The 20,143-nt window shown below is 70.9% G+C and carries 17 protein-coding genes; 7 read left to right on the top strand and 10 right to left on the bottom strand.

The annotated features are described in order from the left end of the window. Positions 1–89: 89 nt before the first annotated feature. The 6 genes from ACZ6ZQ_RS04680 to ACZ6ZQ_RS04655 form a co-directional block, all read right to left on the bottom strand. Positions 90–1,580: an aldehyde dehydrogenase family protein gene (locus ACZ6ZQ_RS04680; RefSeq protein WP_469767089.1), complete on the bottom strand. Its 1,491-nt coding sequence runs from the start codon at positions 1,578–1,580 to the stop codon at positions 90–92. Continuing rightward, a complete protein-coding gene (locus tag ACZ6ZQ_RS04675) occupies positions 1,577–3,316 on the bottom strand; it encodes an N-acyl-D-amino-acid deacylase family protein (protein WP_469767088.1) in 1,740 nt (579 codons plus the stop codon). The genes ACZ6ZQ_RS04680 and ACZ6ZQ_RS04675 overlap by 4 nt, the downstream gene beginning before the upstream one ends. A gap of 306 nt (positions 3,317–3,622) precedes the next feature. After that, complete coding sequence (locus ACZ6ZQ_RS04670; RefSeq protein ID WP_469767087.1) at positions 3,623–4,741, bottom strand: LLM class flavin-dependent oxidoreductase; 1,119 nt, start codon at positions 4,739–4,741, stop codon at positions 3,623–3,625. A 126-nt stretch (positions 4,742–4,867) separates the two neighbouring features. Further along, positions 4,868–5,629 (bottom strand): SDR family NAD(P)-dependent oxidoreductase, encoded by a 762-nt coding sequence (locus ACZ6ZQ_RS04665; protein ID WP_469767086.1) that lies wholly within the window; start codon positions 5,627–5,629, stop codon positions 4,868–4,870. A gap of 10 nt (positions 5,630–5,639) precedes the next feature. Beyond that, positions 5,640–6,560, bottom strand: coding sequence for an LLM class F420-dependent oxidoreductase (locus ACZ6ZQ_RS04660; protein ID WP_469767085.1), 921 nt, complete (start codon positions 6,558–6,560; stop codon positions 5,640–5,642). Between the two features lie 220 nt (positions 6,561–6,780). Beyond that, a complete protein-coding gene (locus ACZ6ZQ_RS04655; RefSeq protein ID WP_469767084.1) occupies positions 6,781–7,056 on the bottom strand; it encodes a hypothetical protein in 276 nt (91 codons plus the stop codon). Between the two features lie 361 nt (positions 7,057–7,417). Between ACZ6ZQ_RS04655 and ACZ6ZQ_RS04650 the strand changes: the two genes are divergently transcribed. Beyond that, positions 7,418–8,623, top strand: a complete 1,206-nt coding sequence (locus ACZ6ZQ_RS04650) for a cytochrome P450 (RefSeq protein WP_469767083.1) — start codon at positions 7,418–7,420, stop codon at positions 8,621–8,623. A gap of 145 nt (positions 8,624–8,768) precedes the next feature. On the opposite strand, the gene ACZ6ZQ_RS04645 is transcribed toward ACZ6ZQ_RS04650, so the two are convergent. Both ACZ6ZQ_RS04645 and ACZ6ZQ_RS04640 read right to left on the bottom strand, forming a co-directional pair. Further along, a complete protein-coding gene (locus ACZ6ZQ_RS04645; RefSeq protein WP_469767082.1) occupies positions 8,769–9,182 on the bottom strand; it encodes a PaaI family thioesterase in 414 nt (137 codons plus the stop codon). Positions 9,183–9,516: 334 nt separating this feature from the next. Then, entirely contained in the window at positions 9,517–10,737 is a 1,221-nt protein-coding gene (locus ACZ6ZQ_RS04640) for an amidohydrolase family protein (protein ID WP_469767081.1), read from the bottom strand. 202 nt (positions 10,738–10,939) lie between these two features. Between ACZ6ZQ_RS04640 and afsR the strand changes: the two genes are divergently transcribed. Together afsR and ACZ6ZQ_RS04630 are read left to right on the top strand one after the other, a co-directional pair. Next, positions 10,940–13,945: an SARP-family global regulator AfsR gene (gene afsR, locus ACZ6ZQ_RS04635; protein ID WP_469767080.1), complete on the top strand. Its 3,006-nt coding sequence runs from the start codon at positions 10,940–10,942 to the stop codon at positions 13,943–13,945. Positions 13,946–14,143: 198 nt separating this feature from the next. After that, positions 14,144–14,416, top strand: a complete 273-nt coding sequence (locus tag ACZ6ZQ_RS04630; RefSeq protein ID WP_469767079.1) for a hypothetical protein — start codon at positions 14,144–14,146, stop codon at positions 14,414–14,416. 146 nt (positions 14,417–14,562) lie between these two features. Here ACZ6ZQ_RS04630 and ACZ6ZQ_RS04625 read toward each other — a convergent pair whose 3' ends face one another. Next, positions 14,563–16,140, bottom strand: a complete 1,578-nt coding sequence (locus tag ACZ6ZQ_RS04625) for a FadD3 family acyl-CoA ligase (protein WP_469767078.1) — start codon at positions 16,138–16,140, stop codon at positions 14,563–14,565. Positions 16,141–16,211: 71 nt separating this feature from the next. On the opposite strand from ACZ6ZQ_RS04625, the gene ACZ6ZQ_RS04620 reads away from it, so the two are divergent. The 3 genes from ACZ6ZQ_RS04620 to ACZ6ZQ_RS04610 are packed head-to-tail and all read left to right on the top strand — an operon-like array spanning position 16,212 to position 18,641. Then, entirely contained in the window at positions 16,212–17,369 is a 1,158-nt protein-coding gene (locus ACZ6ZQ_RS04620) for a lipid-transfer protein (protein WP_469767077.1), read from the top strand. 1 nt (position 17,370) lies between these two features. Continuing rightward, positions 17,371–17,802 (top strand): Zn-ribbon domain-containing OB-fold protein, encoded by a 432-nt coding sequence (locus tag ACZ6ZQ_RS04615; RefSeq protein WP_469767076.1) that lies wholly within the window; start codon positions 17,371–17,373, stop codon positions 17,800–17,802. After that, positions 17,799–18,641: an enoyl-CoA hydratase/isomerase family protein gene (locus tag ACZ6ZQ_RS04610; RefSeq protein WP_469767075.1), complete on the top strand. Its 843-nt coding sequence runs from the start codon at positions 17,799–17,801 to the stop codon at positions 18,639–18,641. Before ACZ6ZQ_RS04615 ends, ACZ6ZQ_RS04610 begins: the two co-directional genes overlap by 4 nt. A gap of 4 nt (positions 18,642–18,645) precedes the next feature. On the opposite strand, the gene ACZ6ZQ_RS04605 is transcribed toward ACZ6ZQ_RS04610, so the two are convergent. Next, on the bottom strand, positions 18,646–19,206 hold the full coding sequence (locus tag ACZ6ZQ_RS04605; protein ID WP_469767074.1) for a hypothetical protein: 561 nt from the start codon (positions 19,204–19,206) through the stop codon (positions 18,646–18,648). A gap of 290 nt (positions 19,207–19,496) precedes the next feature. On the opposite strand from ACZ6ZQ_RS04605, the gene ACZ6ZQ_RS04600 reads away from it, so the two are divergent. Then, positions 19,497–20,120 carry a hypothetical protein gene (locus ACZ6ZQ_RS04600; RefSeq protein ID WP_469767073.1) on the top strand — a complete coding sequence of 208 codons (624 nt, stop codon included), beginning with the start codon at positions 19,497–19,499 and terminating at the stop codon, positions 20,118–20,120. Positions 20,121–20,143: the final 23 nt, after the last annotated feature.

Raw genomic sequence — 20,143 nt, 5'->3', positions numbered from 1 at the left:
TGCGAAAACCGCAGCTGTGCCCGTTATGCCCTTTTGGAAATTTTCCAGTGGTTCATGTCTCAGTGACCAGAGGCTCAGTCACCAGGGGCTCAACCGCCCGGCCACACGATCGCCTGCGTCTCGCTGTACGCGTGCAGGGCGTACGAACCCACGTCCCGCCCCACCCCGCTCTTCTTGAACCCCCCGAACGGCGCCTCCATGTTCCGGCCGATCGTGTTGATCCCGACGCCGCCGGACCGCAGCCGCCGCGCCACCCGGAAGGCCCGCGCGGCGTCCCCGGACCAGACGTAGTCGATCAGTCCGTAGTCGCTGTCGTTGGCGAGCGCGACGCCCTCCTCCTCGTCCTCGAAGGGGACCACGACCACCACCGGGCCGAAGATCTCCTCCCGTACGACACGCATCTCGTTGGTGCAGTCCGCGAAGAGCGTCGGGGCGACGTAGAAGCCGCGCGCGAAGTCCGGGCCACCGGGGCGCTCGCCGCCGGCGACCAGCCGCGCGCCCTCCTTCTTCCCCAGCTCGATGTACGACTCGATCCGGTCGCGATGGGCCGCGGAGATCACGGGGCCGACGACCGTGCCGCGCGCCGCCGGGTCGCCGACCTTCATGAAGCCGAGGTAGGCCGTCAGCTTCTCGATCAGCCGGTCGTACACCGCACGTTGGGCGAGGACGCGGGTCGGCGCGGTGCAGATCTGGCCGCTGTAGAAAGCGAACGTCGTGCCGATACCCATCACCGCGGAGTCGAGGTCGGCGTCGTCGAAGACGAGCGCCGCGCCCTTCCCGCCCAGCTCCATCAGCTGCCGCTTCATGCCGCGGCCGCACACCTCGCCGATGCGCTGGCCGACGGCCGTGGAGCCGGTGAAGCTGACCATGTCGACGTCCGGCGAGTCGACGGCCGCCTCCCCCACCTCCGTACGGGTTCCGGAGACGACGTTCACCACACCCGGCGGCGCGCCCGCCTCCGCGAGCGCCTCCGCCATCCGGTAAACGGAGAGCGGATCCTGCGGCGCGGGCTTCACCACGACCGTGTTGCCCATGGCGAGGGCAGGCGCGACCTTGCCGGCCGGGTTCGCCCACGGGTTGTTGTACGAGGTGATGCAGGTGACCACGCCGACCGGGCGGCGGGCGGCGAGCGCACCGAAGATCCCTGCCTTCCCCATCGGGCCCGCCTCGTTGATCTGCGGGGGCAGGCCCTGTTCGACGGGCTCCAGCGCGCCCTTCGCGTACCGCCGGAAGCGCGACACGCCGACCGCGACCTGCATGCCGCGGGCGGTGCCGGTCGTCGCCCCCGTCTCGGCGCGGGCGAGTTCCGCGTACGTCTCGAACTCGCGCTGGATCACATCCGCCGCCCGGTCCAGGATCGCCGCCCGCTCCTCGGGGGCCGTACCGGACCAGGACTCGAAGGCTTCCCGGGCGGCGGCCGCGGCCTCGTACGCCTGGTCCCGGCTCGCCTCGGGCGCCAGACCGACGGGCTCCTCCGTCGCCGGGTCGATCACCTCGTAGTGGCCGAGGTCGGGCTCGACCCACTCCCCTCCTACGTACAGCCGCTGCGGCTTGCTCACCCCGTACCGGCCGACGCTCACCTCGTGCTCACCGTCCTGGTGTCACGGCCCGACCGCAGCACCCGGCCCGGGATCGCCCCGGTCACCTCGTCGTCGCGGATGGTCTCCACGCCGTTGACGCGTACGGACACGATGCCGACCGCCCGCGAGTCCAGCCGCGGGCTGTCGCCCGGCAGGTCGTGGACGAGAGTCGCCGGGCCCGCGTCGATCCGCTCCGGGTCGAAGAGGACCAGGTCGGCGTGGAAGCCCTCGACGATGCGGCCGCGCTCGCGCAGACCGAAGAGCTGCGCCGGGTCGTCGGTGAGCATCTTCACCGCCTGCTCCAGCGAGGCCAGCTTCCGCCCGCGCAGACAGTCGCCGATGAAGCGGGTGGTGTACGGCGCGCCGCACATCCGGTCCAGGTGCGCGCCCGCGTCGGAGCCGCCGAGCATGACGTCCTCGTGCTGCCAGGTCTCGGCGCGCAGCGCCCAGCTCGCGGGGTCGTTGTCGGTGGGCATGGGCCACAGGACCGTACGCAGGTCGTCGTTGGCGCAGATCTCGACGAGGCACTGGAAGGCGTCCTGGCCGCGTTCGGCGGCGATGTCGTTCACGACCCGGCCGCTCAGGCCCTCGTTCTCCTTGCTGTAGGTGTCGCCGATGACGTACCGGCCGAAGTTGGCGAGGCGGCGGAAGACTCCGGCCTCCTTGGAGTCGGCGCGGCGCAGCATCCCGGCACGGACGTCCGGGTCGCGGAGCTTCTCGATCCGCTCCGGGACGGGGAGGGAGAGGATCTCGCCCCAGCCGGGGATGAGGTTGAGCGCGCAGAAGGTGCCCAGCGACATGTTCATGGGGGTGAGGATCGGCATGGTCAGCGCGACGATCCGGCCGCCGGCCTTACGGGCGCGTTCGCTCGGGACGAGCTGGCGGGGCACGCGCTCGGGTACGGCGGCGTCGATCGTGAGGACGTTCCAGTTGAGGGGCCGTCCCGCGACGGTGCTCATTTCCACGAAGAGGTCGATCTCGTCGTCGCTGAACTGGTCGAGGCAGCCCGCGACGATGGCTTCGAGCTGGGTGCCCTCGTGCTCCGCGACTGCGCGGGAGAGGGCGAGCAGTTCGGCGGGATCGGCGTGCCGGGAGGCGACGGGCTTCCCGTCACCGTCGGAGTGGGTGGACGACTGGGTGGTGGACAGGCCCCAGGCGCCGGCGTCCATGGCTTCGTGGAACAGCCGCAGCATGTCGTCGAGTTGGGCGGCGGTGGGCTTCCCGCCGACCGCGTCCGGGCCCATGACGTGCCGGCGGAGCGCGCAGTGGCCCACCATGAAGCCCGCGTTCACGGCGATACGGCCGTCGAGGGCGTCGAGGTACTCGCCGAAGGTGTGCCAGTTCCAGGGCGCACCCTCTTCGAGCGCGACCAGGGACATGCCCTCGACCTTGGACATCATGCGGCGCGTGTAGTCGGCGTCCTCGGGACGGTCGGGGTTGAGCGGAGCGAGGGTGAATCCGCAGTTGCCGCCCGCGACGGTCGTCACTCCGTGGTTCATGGAGGGAGTGGCGTACGGGTCCCAGAAGAGCTGCGCGTCGTAGTGGGTGTGCGGGTCGACGAACCCGGGTGTGAGGACGAGGCCGTGCGCGTCCTCGCTGGTCCGGGCCTCTTCGGTGACGGTGCCCGGCTCGGCGATGACGGCGATGCGGCCGTCGCGGAGGCCGACGTCGGCTGGGTAGGCGGGGGCGCCGGTGCCGTCGACGACGGTTGCGCGCGTGATGAGGTGGTCGAGCATGGTGGGCGTCCCTTTCGCGTGCGGCGGGTATGTCTGCGCCCCGGCCAGGGGCCGTCGTGGCCGGCCGCAGCCACGGCGATGCCTCCGACCGGGGCCGGCGCGGGTGGCGGTCCGGGAAGACGCCGCCCGCGGTCTGTGTTCGGGGCTCCGCCTTGGACCCCGGTCCGGCCTTCGGCCAGGGCTCCGTGGCAGCCCGGTGCCGTCCGGCGGGCCGGAGTGTCCGTCCTCAATCGCCGCACGGGCTGGATTTCGGGGGTCGGCCCGGAAAAGCAGCCCCGGCGGGGGTCCGGGGGCGTGAGCCCCCGGTCATGCCGCGTCGCGGAAGCGGGTCGTCCGGTGGACCGGGTCCGTGTCGATCTTGGGGATCACGTGCTCGCCGATGAGCTTGATCGTCTGGAGCGTGTCGTGCTTCGAGATACCGATCGGCAGTCCGAACGACAACTGGTCCGCTCCCGCCTGCTCCCACCGCTTGCACTGCGCGAGCACCTCGTCCGGATCGCCGCAGATCAGCAGTTCCTCGGCGATGAGGAGTTCGATGAGCTCCTCGTTGAACTCCGGCAGCGTCTCCGGCCAGACCGGGAAGCCCTCGGGCCGCGGGAAGGTGTCGTGGTAGCGGAAGACCAGTGACTGGAGGTAGTGCAGGCCGCCGCCCGCCGCGATCCGCACGGCCTCCTCGTGCGTGGGCGCGCAGATCGCCGTCGAGGTGACCATGACGTTGTCGTTCACGTAGTCACCGATCGGCTCGGCGCCGCCGATCGCCCCCTTGTACTGGTCCAGCACCCACTCCATGTCGGAGACCTTCTGGACGCTGAAGCCCAGCACCCCGAGACCCTTCCTGGCGGCCATGGCGTACGAGGGCGGGGAGCCTGCCGCGTACCACATCGCCGGGTGGGACTTCCCGTACGGCTTCGGCAGCACCTTCCGCGGCGGCAGCGACCAGTGCTTCCCCTGGAAGCCGACGTACTCCTCCTGGAGCCACATCTTGGGGAACTCGGCGATGGTCTCTTCCCAGATCTCCTTGGTGTAGTTCATGTCGGTGACGCCGGGGATGAACCCCAGGATCTCGTGCGAGCCGGCTCCGCGCCCCGAGCCGAACTCATGGCGTCCTTCGCTCAGATGGTCGAGCATGGCCACCTTCTCGGCGACCTTCACGGGGTGGTTGACCTGCGCCAGCGGGTTGAAGATCCCTGAACCCAGGTGGATCCGCTCGGTGGCGTGTGCGAGATAGCCGAGGAAGACGTCGTTCGCCGAGAGGTGCGAGTACTCCTCCAGGAAGTGGTGCTCGGAGGCCCAGGCGTACTTGAAGCCCGACTTGTCCGCCTGGATGACGTACTCGGTCTCCTCCATCAGTGCCTTGTGCTCGGCGAGCGGGTCGGTCTCGGCGCGCTTGCCGACGTAACCCTGTACGAAGAGCCCGAATTCCATGGGGGTCCCACCACCGTCCCTACGTTTCTGACGTATCGTCAGATCTGAATGCGTCGACTGTTCCACCGTGCGTCCGGGGCGTCAATAGAGCGGCCCGAGCCGATCTGACGATGCATCAGAGACTTGTCAGAGAACGCTCACCCCGGCCAGCCAGCCTCCGTCGATGACGAACGGCTGGCCCGTGATGTACGAGGAGTCCTCACAGGAAAGGAAGAGCGCCAGCCGCGCCACCTCCTCCGGCTGCCCGACCCGCCCGAGGGGCACCAGCTTCTGGTACAGCTCGTCGAGCGCCTCCGGGTCCGCGCCCCCCGGGTTGCTCATCGGGGTGTCCACGGCTCCCGGGCAGACGGCGTTGACCCGGATCTTCTTCCCGGCGAGCTCCATCGCGGCCACCCGGGTCAGGCCGAGGATGGCGTGCTTGGTCGCCGCGTAGGCACCGACGTAGGACATGCCGGTGAGCGCCGTGTACGAGGCCGTGTTGACGATCGTGCCGCCGCCGGCCGCCTCGATCTCGGGCGCGACGGTCTTGATGCCCAGGAACGCACCGACCTGGTTGACCTGGATGATCTGCTGGAACTCCTCCAGGGGCGTACTCACCAGCTCGTTGAAGCGGAGGATGCCCGCATTGTTGACCAGGCCGTCGATGCGGCCGAAGGCGTTCCTGGCGGCGGCGACGGCGGCGGCCCAGTCCGCCTCCTGGCCGACGTCCAGGTGTACGTACGCGGCCGTGCCCTCGCCGAGTTCCTTGGCGAGCGCCTCGCCCTGGTCGTCCAGGACGTCCGCGAGGACGACCTTCGCGCCTTCCGCGGCGAAGAGCCGGGCCTCCTGCTCGCCCTGGCCGCGCGCGGCGCCCGTGATGAGGACGACCCGTCCGTCCAGCTTCCCCATGCCACTCTCCTCAGTTCAGGTGTGGTGCGACGTCGGCGGCGAAGGCCGCCATCTGGTCGGTGAGTTCACTGCGGCTCCGGCTGCGGAACCGCACCTGGATCTGGTCCACGCCCATCGCGCCGTAGGCGCGCAGCGACTCGGCGAGCGCGTCCGGTTTGCCGGTGAGGGTCCGCCGGCCGACCTCCCAGGCGGCGTCGCCGACGTACAGCGGCTCGGTGATCGCGCCGATCTCGATGGGGTCCGCGATCCCCGCCTCCGCGCGAAGTGCCCTGAGCTTCGCGATCTGCGCGGGGAGCCGGTCACGCGGATCGCCCTGCGGCAGCCAGCCGTCGCCCTTGAGGGCGGCGCGGCGCACGGCGGCGGGTGAGGAGCCGCCGATCCAGACCGGCACCTGGGCCCGGGCGGGCCGGGGCCGCTGCCCGAGCCCTTCGAAGGCGAACCGCTCCCCGGCGAACCGCGGGAACTCCTCGGGCCCGAGCGCCGCCCTGAGCGCGTCGATCGTCTCGTCGAGCACGGCCCCGCGCCGCTCGAAGTCCACCCCGAGCACCTCGAACTCCTCCCGCACGTGCCCCGCGCCGACGCCGAGGATCAGACGGCCGGCGGAGAGATGGTCGAGCGTCGCGTACTGCTTGGCGGTGAGGAGGGGATGGCGAAGTCCGACGACGGCGACATGACTGAGGAGGCGTACGCGCTCGGTGACGGCGGCGAGGAACGAGAGCGTGGCGACGGGGTCGTACCAGACGGTCGACATGGCGGCGGCGAGCCGGCGCGGGATCGCGACATGGTCGCAGCTCGCGATGTAGGCGAAGCCGGTGCGGTCGGCGGTGCGGGCGATCTCGGCGAGGTCGAGGGGACCTGCGGAGGCTTCCCAGGACTCGGCGTAGATGGTGCTCTGCGACTGGACCGGGAGCTGCATCCCGTACACCACCATGATCGATCCCCTCGATCTGACGACCCGTCATATTCGATGGACCACCATGGTCTTGGCTGACGCTCCATCAGACAAGGGGTGTGCGGGCGTCCGGCGTCGCGATTAGCAGGCCGCGAACGTGATCGACGCGGCCGACGCCGCCTGATCCACGTCACACAGGGGAACGGGGCCCGGTTCCGGGCCCCGTTCCTCTCAGGCGTGGTCCCGCCGGGCCGACGGATCAGCTCGGCTCGGCGTACTTCGCCCGCTCCGAGGTCCAGGCGTCCATGATCTCCTGGGTCGTCATCCGGTCCGCTCCGGCGGGGAGCTTCCGGCCGGACTTCGCGAGTTCGGCCTCCCACAGGCGCAGATGGTCGGCGCGGCTCTTCTTCGGCTCGGAACGCACGCTCACCCCGGTGTCCGGTGTCGCGAGGTACTGGACGGCTACGACGGCGCCGCCGGCGAGTGCGGTACCGGCGAGGAGCGCCACGGCGGCCACGGTGCGGCGAGTGGGCATGGGAGAGGGTCCTTGTCTGTCGTGGGTGCGGCGGAGCAGGGATGCCGACGGGCCCCGGAGTGCGGAACCAGCTCTTCCCGCGCCCCACGCTATCGACCCGCACAGAGTGTCATGCACACAGCCATTGCCACTTTCGGGTGACTGCGGAGCCTTACCCCCGCTCCGGAGTCCAGGCGGTCCTCACGCCCTCCGTCGGGACATCCGCAGGCCGGTCGGACGGGGCCATCCGGGTGTGCGGAGGTGTCCGGCACTGATGCAGTGCACACATATGGCATATGCGGGAAACGCCGGGACGGCTGTCTCCCGCCCGTCTCATGTGCGCGTCAGCAGCGATCGTCGTCCTGGAGCTGGAGTAGCAGCGATGCCCGAAACCGGCGAAGTAACCACCTGCCCGTTCGACTTCAGCGATGGCCTGGAGTTCGACCCCTCGCTCGCGGAGCTGATGGCCCGCGAGAACATCACCCGGATCCGGCTGCCGTACGGCGACGCCCATGCCTGGCTGGTCACCGGGTTCGACGGGGTACGGAAGGTGACCACCGATCACCGGTTCAGCCGGGCGGAGATCATGGGGCACGACTATCCGCGGCTGACGCCGGAGCCGATCGTTTCCCCGGAGTCGATCAACGTGATGGACCCGCCACGCAGCAGCCGGCTGCGGCAGCTGGCATCGCAGGCCTTCACCCCGCGGCATGTGGAACCGATGCGGATGGCGATCGTACGGCTCGTGGACACGCTGCTCGACGAGATGACCGCGGCGGGGCAGCCGGCGGATCTGGTGCGCCATCTCTCGGACCAGCTGCCCCAGCACACCATCTGCGAGCTGCTCGGGATCCCCCTGGTCGACCGGCCCCGGATGCAGGAGTACGCCCATCAGCTGCTCTCCACCGGCCCGGACAGCCGGCAGACCGCGGCGACCGCCAAGGCGGAGCTGCGGGCGTACTTCGCTCGGCTGGTCGACGAGCGGCGGCGCGCCCCCGGGGATGACCTGATCAGCGCGCTGGCCGCGGCCAAGGACGGCGACGACGTGCTCGACGACCAGGAACTGGCGGTCATGGCGCTGACACTGATGCTCAGCGGGCACGACACCGCCACCTGCCAGATCAGCAACATCTCCTACCTCCTCCTGACCCGCCCCGAGCTGATGCAGCGGCTCAGGAACCGGCCGGAGACCCTGTCCGCCGTCCTGGACGAGCTGCTCCGCTTCATCCCCTTCCGCAAGGGGGTCGGCATTCCCCGGGTGGCCCTGGAAGACGTGGAGATCGACGGGGTACGGATCCGGACGGGCGACTTCGTCCATGTGTCGTACCTGACGGCGAACCGCGATCCGAAGCGCTTCCCGGACCCCGACGCCATCGACCCGGACCGGCCCGGCCTGCCGCACATGACCTTCGGCTGGGGCGGACACCGGTGCATCGCCGCGCCGCTGGCGATCGCGGAACTGGAGGTGGCGATCGGACGGCTGGTGGAGCGGTTTCCCGGACTGCGGCTGGCCGTGCCCGCGGAGGAAGTGCGCTGGGACACCGAGACCATCCGGCGCTTCCCGATCGAGCTGCCCGTGGCCTGGTAGGGGGTTTCTTTCTGATCCGGCAAGATCCGAAAGAAACCCCCTAGGCCGCCTGCGACGGACGGCCCTCCGGAGCCGGCCGGCGGGATCGGCCGGCGGGATCCGCCGGGCACCCCCTGAGGGCCTGTCCCCGCAGCGCGTACACCGTCTATCCCAGCAGTGCGTACACCGTGGAGGCGCGGGCGGCGGGCTCGGTCGTGCCCTCTGCCGTCATCGTGATGTCCGCGAACGCCATCCGCCTGCCCAGCTTCGAGATCCGCGCGTCGATCAGTACGTCCGCGCCGGTCACCGCGCGCTGGAAGGTGGTCGACTGCTGGACCGTCGTCATCGGGACGAAGGCGCCGCGGGCCGAGGACACGGCGATCACGGTCGCGGTGTCGGCCGCGGCCATCAGCGCCTGGCCGGACAAGGCGCCGCCCTCGCGGGCGAGCCGGTCCGTCCAGGGGAGGCGCAGGACGGCGTGGAGGTCGCCCGTTTCCACGACGGAGAGGCCGAGTTCCAGCACCCAGGGGGCGAAGTTGTCGGCGAGGATCTTGTCGGCGTCGGCCTGCATAAGCGTCATGTGCCGATGGTGGGGGCGCCCGTACCCCGATGTCCACGTCATGCACGCATCGGCCGCGGCCTGTCCCGGACGTGTCTCCGGGGCGTGAGCGGGTGAGGGGGCCACGGACCCGGCCTCGTACCTCGTGACGAAGGCTCCGTGCTGCGGCGGCGCCGGGCCGGTACCGGACACCGCCGCTTCAGCACGTCCGCGGCAGAGCGCCCCGCGGTACCACCGCGCATGGCGATTGCTTTGCCGGTCAGTCGTCGCCGCGCGGCGCCTCGTCCGGGACGACGGAGACGATGGCGATCGCCACGCGCCGCGGCCCCTCACCGGGGGCCGCGGCTCGTGCGCGTCAGGCCCCCGCCCACAGCCCCTCGGGCGTCAGCCCCAGCAGCTCGATCGCGTTCCCGCGTACGATCCGGTCCACCACGTCCGGCGCCAGATGCCCCATCTGGGCCTCGCCGACCTCCCGCGACTTGGGCCAGGTGGAGTCCGAGTGCGGATAGTCCGTCTCGTACAGGACGTTGCCGACACCGATCGCGTCCAGGTTCCTCAGCCCGAAGGCATCGTCGAAGAAGCAGCCGTGGACATGCTCGGCGAACAGCTCGGAGGGTGGTCGCAGGACCTTGTCCGCGACGCCGCCCCAGCCGCGGTTCTCCTCCCACACCACGTCCGCGCGCTCCAGGATGTACGGGATCCAGCCGATCTGGCCCTCCGCGTACATGATCCTCAGATTGGGGAAGCGCTCGAACTTGCCGCTCATCAGCCAGTCGACCATCGAGAAGCAGCAGTTGGCGAAGGTGATGGTCGAGCCGACGGCCGGCGGGGCGTCCGCGGAGGTCGAGGGCATCCTGGACGAGGATCCGATGTGCATGGCGACGACCGTGCCGGTCTCGTCGCACGCCGCGAGGAACGGGTCCCATGCGTCGGTGTGGATGGACGGGAGTCCCAGATGCGGGGGTATCTCGGAGAACGCCACCGCCCGCACCCCGCGCGCCGCGTTGCGCCGTACCTCCGCGGCGGCCAGCTCGGCGTCCCACAGGGGTATCAGCGTGAGCGGGATCAGCCGGCCCTGCGCGTCCGGCCCGCACCACTCCTCCACCATCCAGTCGTTGTACGCGCGGACCCCGAGCAGCCCGAGCTCACGGTCCTTCGCCTCGGTGAAGGTCTGCCCGCAGAAGCGCGGGAAGGTGGGGAAGCAGAGCGCCGACTGGACGTGGTTGACGTCCATGTCGGCGAGCCGGTCCGGAACGCTGTAGGAACCCGGCCGCATCTGCTCGTACGTGATGACTTCCAGCCTGATCTCGTCCCGGTCGTAGCCGACGGCGGTGTCGAGCCGGGTGAGCGGACGGTGCAGATCCTCGTACACCCACCAGTCCCCGATCGGCCCTTCGTCCCCGGGGGCGCCCATGACCGGGGCGAACTTGCCGCCCAGGAAGGTCATTTCCTTCAGCGGTGCCCGGACGATGCGCGGGCCGTGGTCCTGGTACTTCGACGGGAGCCGGTCCCGCCAGACGTTGGGGGGCTCCACCGTGTGGTCGTCCACCGAGATGATCTTCGGGAAGGTCTCCATGCGTTCCACGGTAGCGCTGATCTGACGACCCGTCAGCTACTCGGTCCCGGCCGGTCGACGGGATGTCGGCGTTATCCGGCAGATCCTGTGCAGAGAGTCACCCACTGCTGACGAGTCAGGCCCGTACAAGGCAGACTGTCGAGGGCGATACCGGTGCGACACCGGCGATACCAGCGCTACGGGCAGCATGCAGGGGGAAGCTATGGACCGTGAGGACGGGCCCTCCGCTCAGGCACGCGTTCCGGAGCAACGCACTCCGCAACGGCCGCGCGGCGGCAGCGACCTGCGCTTCAGCGTGCTCGGACCCGTGCGCGCCTGGCGGGACGGCGAAGCCCTGCCGTCCGGTTCGCCGCAGCAGCGCGCCCTGCTGGCCGCCCTGCTGCTGCGCGAGGGCCGTACCGCCACGGCCGGCGAGCTGATCGACGCGATCTGGGGCGAGGAGCCGCCTTCGCAGGCCCTCGCGGCGGTACGGACTTACGCCTCACGGCTGCGCAAGGTGCTGGACCCGGGCGTCCTCGTCAGTGAATCCGGCGGATACGCGATCCGCACCCCCTCCGACGCGCTCGATCTGCATGTCGCGCAGGAACTCGTCGCCGAGGCGGAGAAGGCGCGTGCGGGCGGCGACCGCTGCCAGGCGCGGGTACTGATCAACAAGTCGCTCGGACTGTGGGACGGCGAGCCGCTCGCGTCCGTCCCCGGCCTGTACGCCGAGACCCAGCGGGCCCGCCTGGAGGAGTGGCGCCTCCAGCTCCTGGAGACCCGCCTGGAGATGGACCTCGACGTCGGCTGCCACGCCGAAGCGGTCTCCGAGCTCACGGCGCTCACCGCCGCGCACCCGCTGCGGGAGCGGCTGCGCGAACTGCTGATGCTCGCCCTCTACCGCAGCGGGCGCCAGGCGGAGGCGCTCGCCGTCTACGCCGACACGCGCCGGCTGCTCGCCGACGAGCTCGGCGTCGACCCGCGCCCCGAACTGTCCCGGCTCCAGCAGCGCATCCTCCAGGCCGACGCGGAACTGGCCCGTCCGGTCGAGGAGCCCGCGCCGAGCACGCCGCAGACCGCCCGGCCCGCCCAGCTCCCGGCCACGGTCCCCGACTTCACCGGACGCGCCGCGTTCGTACGGGAACTCGGCGCGCGGCTGGCCGCCGCCGAAGGGTCCGTCATGGCCGTCTCCGCGCTCGCCGGCATCGGCGGCGTCGGCAAGACGACCCTCGCCGTGCATGTCGCCCACGAGGCCAGGCCGCACTTCCCGGACGGGCAGCTCTACGTCGACCTGCAGGGCGCGGGGGCGCGGGCCGCCGAACCGGAGACGGTACTGGGCGCGTTCCTGCGGGCCCTGGGCACCGCGGACTCCGCGATTCCGGACTCGCTCGACGAGCGGGCGGCGCTGTTCCGCTCGCTGCTCGACGGCCGCCGCGTGCTCGTCCTGCTGGACAACGCCCGGGACGCCGCGCAGATCAGGCCCCTGCTGCCCGGCACGGCCGGCTGCGCCGCCCTGATCACCAGCCGCGTCCGCATGGTCGACCTGGCCGGCGCGCACCTCGTGGACCTCGACGTCATGTCCCCGGAGGAGGCGCTCCAGCTCTTCACCCGGATCGTGGGCGCGGAGCGCGTCTCGGCCGAGCGTGAGGCCGCCCTCGACGTCGTCGCCGCCTGCGGCTTCCTCCCGCTCGCCATCCGTATCGCGGCCTCCCGGCTCGCTGCCCGCCGCACCTGGACCGTCTCCGTACTGGCGGCGAAGCTCGCCGACGAACGCCGCAGACTCGACGAGCTCCAGGCCGGCGACCTCGCCGTCAAGGCCACCTTCGAACTCGGCTACGGCCAGCTGGAACCCGCCCAGGCGCGCGCCTTCCGCCTCCTCGGCCTCGCCGACGGCCCGGACATCTCCCTGGCCGCGGCCGCCGCGGTCCTCGGCCTGTCGCCGCAGGACACCGAGGACCTGCTGGAGGCCCTCGTCGACACGTCCCTCCTGGAGTCGGCGGCGCCGGGGCGCTACCGGTACCACGACCTGGTGCGGCTCTACGCGCGTGCGTGCGCTGGGGTCACCCATGCCGAAGGCCAGGGGAGGGACGGGCAGCCGCCCCAAGGGGCCGAAAGGCCCGACGAGCGGGAGGCCGCCCTGTCGCGGCTGCTGGACTTCTATCTGGCGACGGCGGCGGGGGTCTTCGCGCTGGAGCGGCCGGGAGACCGGACGGTCGAGCACCTGGAGCTCACCCGTTGGCCGGGCCTGACGTTCGACGACGGCGCGGAAGCCCTCGACTGGCTGCACGCGGAAGCCGGGGGCATCCTGGCCTGCGTCCCTCAGTCCCTCGGACCCGACACCCTGCGGCGGGCGGTGGACCTCCTGCTGAGTGCCAAGGATCTGGCGGAGTCCGGCGCGAGCTCCCTCCGCTACGAAGCCGCGGCGACTGCGGCGCGGGACGCCGCCGCCACGGCCGGCGACGCACACGCAGAAGCCCGCGCCCGGGTCACCCTCGCCCAGGTGCACAACTCGGTGGGCCGCTTCGAGGAGGCCCGTCTGGAGGCCATGTGCGCCTCGGAGCTCCAGAGGGTGGCGAACGACCCCTGGACCGGCAGCAACGCCCCCAACGAGCTGGGAATCGTCGCCAACTGCACCAACCAGTACGCCGAGGGGGAGGTGTTCCTGCTGAAGGCGGTCGAGGCCTTCCGCGCCGACCACAACAGGCCCGGAGAGGCCAGCGCACTGTGCAATCTCTCCCGAGTCGTCGCCTCCATGGGGCGCACAGCCGATGCGGTGGATCTCGCGCGTCAGGGCGTCGCCATATACGACGAGCTGGGACTCACGCTCCGGCTCGCCAACGCGCGCTACGCACTCGGCATCGTGCTCACCCAGGCCGGGCGTGCGGCGGAGGCACTGGAGCAACTCTTCGAGGCACTCAAGGTGTTCAACGACACCCGGCAGCGCCTGTGGGAAGGAACCACACACTTCCGTATCGCTCAGGTGCACCTCTCGGTACGGCGCTCGGCGAACGCGGCGCAGCACGCCGAACAGGCGCTCGCGACCGGCTGCATAGGGGGCGACTGGATGCAGGCCAACGCGCTGACTCTGCTGGGGAAGTCGCTGCACAGCCTCGGCCAGGTCGACCGTGCGCGCGCCTGCTGGCGCGAAGCGCTCACAATCTACGAGGAGTCGGGCGGCCCTGAAGCGGATGAGGTCCGCGGCCTCCTCACGCCCGTCCGGGCGGCATGACGCCCCCGGAGCGGGCGTTCATCGAACGTTTATGAGCACCTGACAGCCTCTGTTTGTCGATCCGTCGCGTCGGGGGGCAGACGGTCGCCATGGACCTCACGGCTAAGGTGAGCGTCCCCGCAACGCCCGCTCGGCGGCCCTCGGGGGAGTTGCCGAGCGGGCGTTCACCACTCAACACCGTCACTGGGGAGCACGACGATGAGCGATGCAGCGAACAACGAAGAAATCACCACGATGGACAGCCACTCCCCGGCCCCGCCGGCCAAGGGCGGCCAGGGCACGGACCTGACGACTCAGGACAGCCACTCGCCGGTCCCGCCGGTCACCACCAAGGACAGCCACTCGCCGACGCCGCCGGTCACCACGATGGACAGCCACTCCCCGGCCCCGCCGGCCAAGGGCGGCCAGGGCACGGACCTGACGACTCAGGACAGCCACTCGCCTGTCCCGCCGGTGCTCAAGCGTCCCTAGGACTCAACTCGACGGGGTGCGGCCGCGGCGGCGCGGAGGGGGAGCCGCCGCGGCCGCGGCATGTTGCGGCAACGTGAAGGAGCCGGGCATCCAGCCCGGCTCCTTCGCGTCCTGTTCGCGTCCTGTTCGCGTCCTGGGAGCGGCGGTCAGGTCGCCGCACTCCTCGACGCGCACCGCTCCCTGAGCTCCGTCTTCAGTACCTTCCCGCTCGCGTTCCGCGGCAGTTCCGGCACGAACTCCACCTCCCGCGGCACCTTGTAGTTCGCCATCTCCCGGCGCGACCAGGCAATGAGGTCGTCCGCCGTCAGTGTCGAGTCCGGCCGCCGTACCGCGTACGCCTTGCCGACCTCGCCGAGGCGGCCGTCCGGGACGCCGATGACGGCGACGTCCGCGATGTCCGGGTGCAGGCCGAGGAGTTGTTCGATCTCCGCCGGGTACGCGTTGAAGCCGCCGACGATGAACATGTCCTTGATCCGGTCGGTGATCCTGAGATTGCCGGCCGCGTCCAGGACGCCCACGTCGCCCGTGTGGAGCCAGCCGTCCGCGTCGAGGACCTCGGACGTCTCGTCCGGGTCCTCGAAGTAGCCCTGCATGACGTTGTGGCCGCGGACCAGGACCTCGCCGGGTTCGCCGGGGGCGGCCAGGACGCGGACCTCCGTGTCGGGAATGGCGCGGCCCGAGGTGGACGCGATCGTCGAGGGGGCGTCGCCGCGGCGGCACATGGTGACGATGCCGGACGCCTCGGAGAGGCCGTACGCCGTGAGGACCGTGGCTATGTGAAGTTCGTTGCGGAGGCGCTCCACGAGCCGGAGCGGGACGACGGCGGCGCCGGTGACGACGAGCCGGAGCGCGGAGAGATCGTGGGTGTCGCGCGCCGGGTGGTCCAGGAGGGACTGGTGGAGGGTGGGCGGGCCGGGGAGGACGGAGATGCGTTCGGCCGCGATGTTCGCGAGCACCGTGTCCACGTTGAACACCGGCTGCGGCACCATCGTCGCGCCCCGCATGAGGCACGCGATGATGCCCGCCTTGTAGCCGAAGGTGTGGAAGAAGGGGTTCACGATCAGGTAGCGGTCGCCCTCCCGGAGGCCCGCCAGGTCCGACCAGATCGCGTAGCAGCGCAGGGTCTGGGCGTGTGTGATCATCGCGCCCTTGGGAGCGCCCGTCGTACCCGAGGTGAAGATGATGTCGGAGAGTGCGGACGAGGCCACGGAGTCGGCACGGGAGCGCACCTCGTCGGCGGTGACGGTGTCGCCGCCCGCCAGGAAGTCCTTCCACGTCCGGTAGTCCTCCGGCGCGCTGTCCCCCAGCACCACCACCTGCTGCAGATGCGGAAGCTCCACCTCCGCGCGTCGCAGCGACGCCACGTACGACGTCCCCAGGAACGTGCCCGTGATGAAGAGCAGGCTGGCGCGGGAGCGTTCCAGGACGTACGCCGCTTCCGTGCCCTTGAAGCGGGTGTTCAGCGGGACGAGCACCGCGCCCGCGGACACCGCCCCGAGTGCGGAGACGATCCAGTCGAGGGTGTTCGGCGCCCAGACGGCGACGCGGTCGCCCGGCTCGACGCCTGCGGCGATGCAGGCCGCGGCCGCGCGTTCGACACGCTCGCCGAGTTCGGCGTACGAGACGCGCGTACGGCCCTCGACGACGGCCTCCCGCTCCCCGTACCGTTCCGCGGCACTCCGCACCAGCCTCGGGATGGAGCCCCACTCCAGGTCGCCGCGCATTGCTGATCCTCCCGCCGTCCGTCCCGCCGCAATAGCTGACTGACCGTCAGATTAGCTGTACCCTCGCCCCCATGGCGAGCCTCAAGAGCCTCAAGGACGCGACCGCGATAGCCGGGATAGGACAGACCGCCTTCGCGAAACAACTCCCCGAATCCGAGAAGACCCTGGCCTGCCGGGCCATCCTCGCCGCGCTCGACGACGCGGGGCTGGCACCCGCCGAGGTCGACGGCTTCGCCTCGTACACGATGGAGGAGACCGACGAGGTCGAGGTGGCCAAGGCCATCGGTGCGGGCGATGTCACCTTCTTCAGCAAGGTGGGGTACGGCGGCGGCGGCTCCTGTGCCACCCTCGCCCATCTCGCCGCCGCCATCGCGACCGGACAGGCGAGCGTGGGCGTCGCCTGGCGGTCGCGCAAACGCGGCTCCGGGCCGAGGCCCTGGAAGAACACCGCTGTTCAGCTGCCCACCCCCGGCCAGTGGACCCGGCCCTCCGGACTGCTGCGCCCCGCCGACGAGATCGGCATGCTGGCGCGGCGCTACATGCACGAGTACGGCGCCACCCGCGACCACCTCTTCAATGTCGCCCTGGCCTGCCGGAACCGCGCCAACCAGAACCCTGCCGCCATGATGTACGAGCGGCCGCTGACCCGCGAGATGTACATGACCTCCCGCTGGATCAGCGAGCCCCTCTGCCTCTTCGACAACTGCCTGGAGACGGACGGGGCGCTGGCCTGCGTGCTGGTCTCCGCCGAGCGGGCCCGGGACCTGCGCCACAAGCCCGTGTACGTGCACTCCGTCGCCCAGGGCCTGCCCGCCCAGCACCACGGCATGGTCAACTACTGGAACGACGACCCGCTCACCGGCCCCGCCTGGACGGCCGCCCGGCAGCTGTGGAAGTCCGCCGACTTCGGGCCGCAGGACGTCGACGTCGCCCAGATCTACGACGCGTTCACCCCGCTCATCCCGCTGTCGCTCGAGGGCTACGGCTTCTGCGGAAGAGGCGAAGGAGCCGCGTTCACCGAAGGGGGAGCGCTGGAGATCGGCGGCCGGCTGCCCCTCAACACCGGCGGCGGCGGACTCAGCGAGGCCTACGTCCACGGCTTCAACCTCATCAACGAGGGTGTGAAGCAGCTGCGTGGCACGAGCACCGCGCAGGTGCCCGATGCCACGACCTGTCTCGTCACGGCGGGCGAAGGCGTTCCCACATCGGCCGTACTGCTCAGGAGTTGAGATGCTGACACCGGTTGTCGACGAGGACGGCGCCCCCTTCTGGGAGTACGCCGCCCGGCAGGAGCTGCGCATACAGGCCTGCACCGGCTGCGGCGAACTGCGGTTTCCGCCCCGCCCCTGCTGCCCGCACTGCCAGTCGTTCGACAGCGAGTGGCGCCGGATGATCGGACGCGGCCGGATCTGGTCGTACGTACTCCCGCATCCGCCGCTGCTGCCGGCGTACGCCGAGCAGGCCCCGTACAACGCGGTCGTCGTCGAGCTCGCCGAAGCCCCGCGCATCAGGCTCGTCGGGAATGTGGTGGCCGCGCCCGACGCGCCGCTGAACTCGGTCGATCCGGCTCGGCTGCGTATCGGGGCAGCCGTGAAGGTGGCCTTCACCGAGCTCGGGGACGGCGGCTTGACCGTGCCGCGCTGGCTGCTGGAGCGTTCATGAGCGCACCCCGCACATCCGGCGCACCCGACGTACCTGGTGCACTTGACGCACCCAGTGCACCCAGCGCACCCGGCATCCGCGTCGAGCGGGACAAGGAGACCGGCGTCGCCGTCGTCACCCTCGACCGGCCCGCCAGGCACAACGCCGTCGACCTCGCCGCGGCTTCGGAACTCTCCGCCGCGTGGCGGGAGTTCCGCTTCGACGACACCGTACGGGCCGTCGTCGTCACCGGCGCCGGCGGGAAGGCGTTCTGCACGGGCATCGACCGGTCCGTGGAGGTACCGCAGCCGTCGTCGCCGTACTCGATCGACGATCCGCTGATCGCGATCGGCCCGAAGGCCAACGACCTGTGGAAACCGGTGATCGCGGCGGTGCGGGGGCTTGCCTGCGGTGGGGCGTTCTACCTGCTGGGCGAGGCGGAGTTCGTGATCGCGGCCGAGGACGCGCAATTCTTCGATCCGCATACGACGTACGGCATGGTCAGCGCGTACGAGTCGGTGTACATGGCGATGCGGATGCCGTTCGGGGAGGTGGCCCGGATGGCGCTGATGGGCACGGCCGAGCGGGTCTCGGCCCGGCGCGCGTACGAGACCGGGCTGGTCAGTGAGGTGACGCCGCCCGGCGAAGAGGTCGCTGCCGCGGTGCGGTGCGCGGCGGTCATCGCGTCGTACCCGACGGAGGCGGTGCAGGGGACGGTACGGGCGGTCTGGTCGGCGAAGGAGGCGGCGCGCTCACAGGCGCTCGCGCACGCGCCCCAGCTGATCGCCCTCGGCAATCTGCCGCCGCAGCGGCAGGCGGAGCTGTTCTCCGCCCGCCGCGAGGGGCACAGGGTGCGCTAGGACGTCAGGAGCTGGGCGCGCGGGTGACGTTGAGCAGTTCGCACTTGGAACCGGTACCGTCGCCGTCGAAGTAGGTCGCGGAGACGTCCAGGGTGTCGGTCTCGCCGGGCTTGACCCACGGGATCGTCGAGTTGCTGGTGCGCACCAGCGTGCCGTTCGGGTCGGTGAACTTCACCTGGAACTTGTAGTCGTTGCGCTCGTCGCCGTTGTTGGTGGCGCTGACCCGGGCGACGATGCTGCCCGACCCGTTGTAGGCGCAGGACTCGAGCTTCACGTCCTCCTCGGGGCGGGTCTTCTTGCCCTTGCCGCCGCCGCTGGTGAAGCCGGAGCTGGAGCCCGAGCTGCTGCTGGAGTCACCCGTGGTGGAGCCGGTCGACGAACTGCCATCGTAATCGCCGCTGGTGGAGCCGCTGCTGCTCGAACCGCCGCTGCTGCTACTGCTACCGCCGGAGGACGAATGCGACGAGCCGTTGTCGCAGCCGCCGCCGTGGGAGCCGCGGGCTCCGGTGAGGGCGACGATGGCGATGCCGAAGACGGCGACAGCGCGGACATGACGAATCTTCACGTTTCAACCCCCGTTGAAAGTGTGTGGGAAAGCGAACGCCCGCGACTTGACGAGCGCACGTCACCATAACAGCGCCATGTGATCGCTCAGGACCGTACGTCCACCGAACCGATCAAGCACTCCCCGCCCCGTGTGCGTGACTGCGTCGCGCGGTGGGAAGGACGGTCGCGGCGGGCTCGTCCTTTCGTTCACCTGGCGCCGGTCCGGGACCGGCGCCAGGACGCGCAACAAGATGGCAGTCGCGAACCAGGACCTCCAGGCGTACCGTCTGCTCCGAGAGGAGGCCGACCATGGTCCGCAATGTCGTCGGCTCGGTCATCGCTCTCGCCGGAGCGACGGCCGCCGTCTGGAGCCCCTTCCGTGCTTGGTACGGCGGCCGTCACGGCAGCGACTACCGGATTCAGGATCTGTTCGGGGGGATCACCGACGCGGCGGCCGGATCGGTCACGGCGTCGATCCTGCTGCCGTTCGCATTCGCCGCACTGGTGACCCTGGTCGGGGTGGTGCTGCGGTCGCGGATGCTGGTGGCGCTGGCCGGGCTGATCGTCCTCGGCTTCGCCGTCCTGTGGACGGTGCGCCAGGGGCAGGCCGCCGGCAGCATCACGGTCGGCGGTGCCGGCCCCGGTCTCGGTGACGGTGTCGCGGCCGCGTTCGGCGGCGGCTTCCTCCTGCTGCTGGCCGCGGCGGTGATGAGCGGACGCGCCCCGAGGGTGGAACGGATCGAGGAGCCCGAGCCCTTGTATCCCCCGCCGGCCGACGAGGCGCCGTACTACAGCCGGGCGCCGGCGCGCGATGACACCCGGCCCCTGCCGACGTACCCGACCGACCCTTCGGCCCCGCGCCGCCCGCGTCCCGACCCGTACGGAGCAGGCCCCGGCCAGGATCCGTTCCGCGACGAGGGGCGGCAGCCGTAGGACGGCTGCGGCGAGCCTTTCCC

This window comes from Streptomyces sp. NPDC053673 (assembly GCF_055585225.1).
Note: the sequence above shows the minus strand (reverse complement) of the source record. Positions and strands in the feature narration are given on the sequence as shown.

Bases quoted from the DNA above. Each gene is read 5' to 3' on its own strand.
- ACZ6ZQ_RS04675 (WP_469767088.1), bottom strand. From the start codon at position 3,316: ATGCTCGACCACCTCATCACGCGCGCAACCGTCGTCGACGGCACCGGC.
- ACZ6ZQ_RS04670 (WP_469767087.1), bottom strand. From the start codon at position 4,741: ATGGAATTCGGGCTCTTCGTACAGGGTTACGTCGGCAAGCGCGCCGAG.
- ACZ6ZQ_RS04665 (WP_469767086.1), bottom strand. From the start codon at position 5,629: ATGGGGAAGCTGGACGGACGGGTCGTCCTCATCACGGGCGCCGCGCGC.
- ACZ6ZQ_RS04660 (WP_469767085.1), bottom strand. From the start codon at position 6,560: ATGGTGGTGTACGGGATGCAGCTCCCGGTCCAGTCGCAGAGCACCATC.
- ACZ6ZQ_RS04655 (WP_469767084.1), bottom strand. From the start codon at position 7,056: ATGCCCACTCGCCGCACCGTGGCCGCCGTGGCGCTCCTCGCCGGTACC.
- ACZ6ZQ_RS04650 (WP_469767083.1), top strand. From the start codon at position 7,418: ATGCCCGAAACCGGCGAAGTAACCACCTGCCCGTTCGACTTCAGCGAT.
- ACZ6ZQ_RS04645 (WP_469767082.1), bottom strand. From the start codon at position 9,182: ATGACGCTTATGCAGGCCGACGCCGACAAGATCCTCGCCGACAACTTC.
- ACZ6ZQ_RS04640 (WP_469767081.1), bottom strand. From the start codon at position 10,737: ATGGAGACCTTCCCGAAGATCATCTCGGTGGACGACCACACGGTGGAG.
- afsR (WP_469767080.1), top strand. From the start codon at position 10,940: ATGGACCGTGAGGACGGGCCCTCCGCTCAGGCACGCGTTCCGGAGCAA.
- ACZ6ZQ_RS04630 (WP_469767079.1), top strand. From the start codon at position 14,144: ATGAGCGATGCAGCGAACAACGAAGAAATCACCACGATGGACAGCCAC.
- ACZ6ZQ_RS04625 (WP_469767078.1), bottom strand. From the start codon at position 16,140: ATGCGCGGCGACCTGGAGTGGGGCTCCATCCCGAGGCTGGTGCGGAGT.
- ACZ6ZQ_RS04620 (WP_469767077.1), top strand. From the start codon at position 16,212: ATGGCGAGCCTCAAGAGCCTCAAGGACGCGACCGCGATAGCCGGGATA.
- ACZ6ZQ_RS04615 (WP_469767076.1), top strand. From the start codon at position 17,371: ATGCTGACACCGGTTGTCGACGAGGACGGCGCCCCCTTCTGGGAGTAC.
- ACZ6ZQ_RS04610 (WP_469767075.1), top strand. From the start codon at position 17,799: ATGAGCGCACCCCGCACATCCGGCGCACCCGACGTACCTGGTGCACTT.
- ACZ6ZQ_RS04600 (WP_469767073.1), top strand. From the start codon at position 19,497: ATGGTCCGCAATGTCGTCGGCTCGGTCATCGCTCTCGCCGGAGCGACG.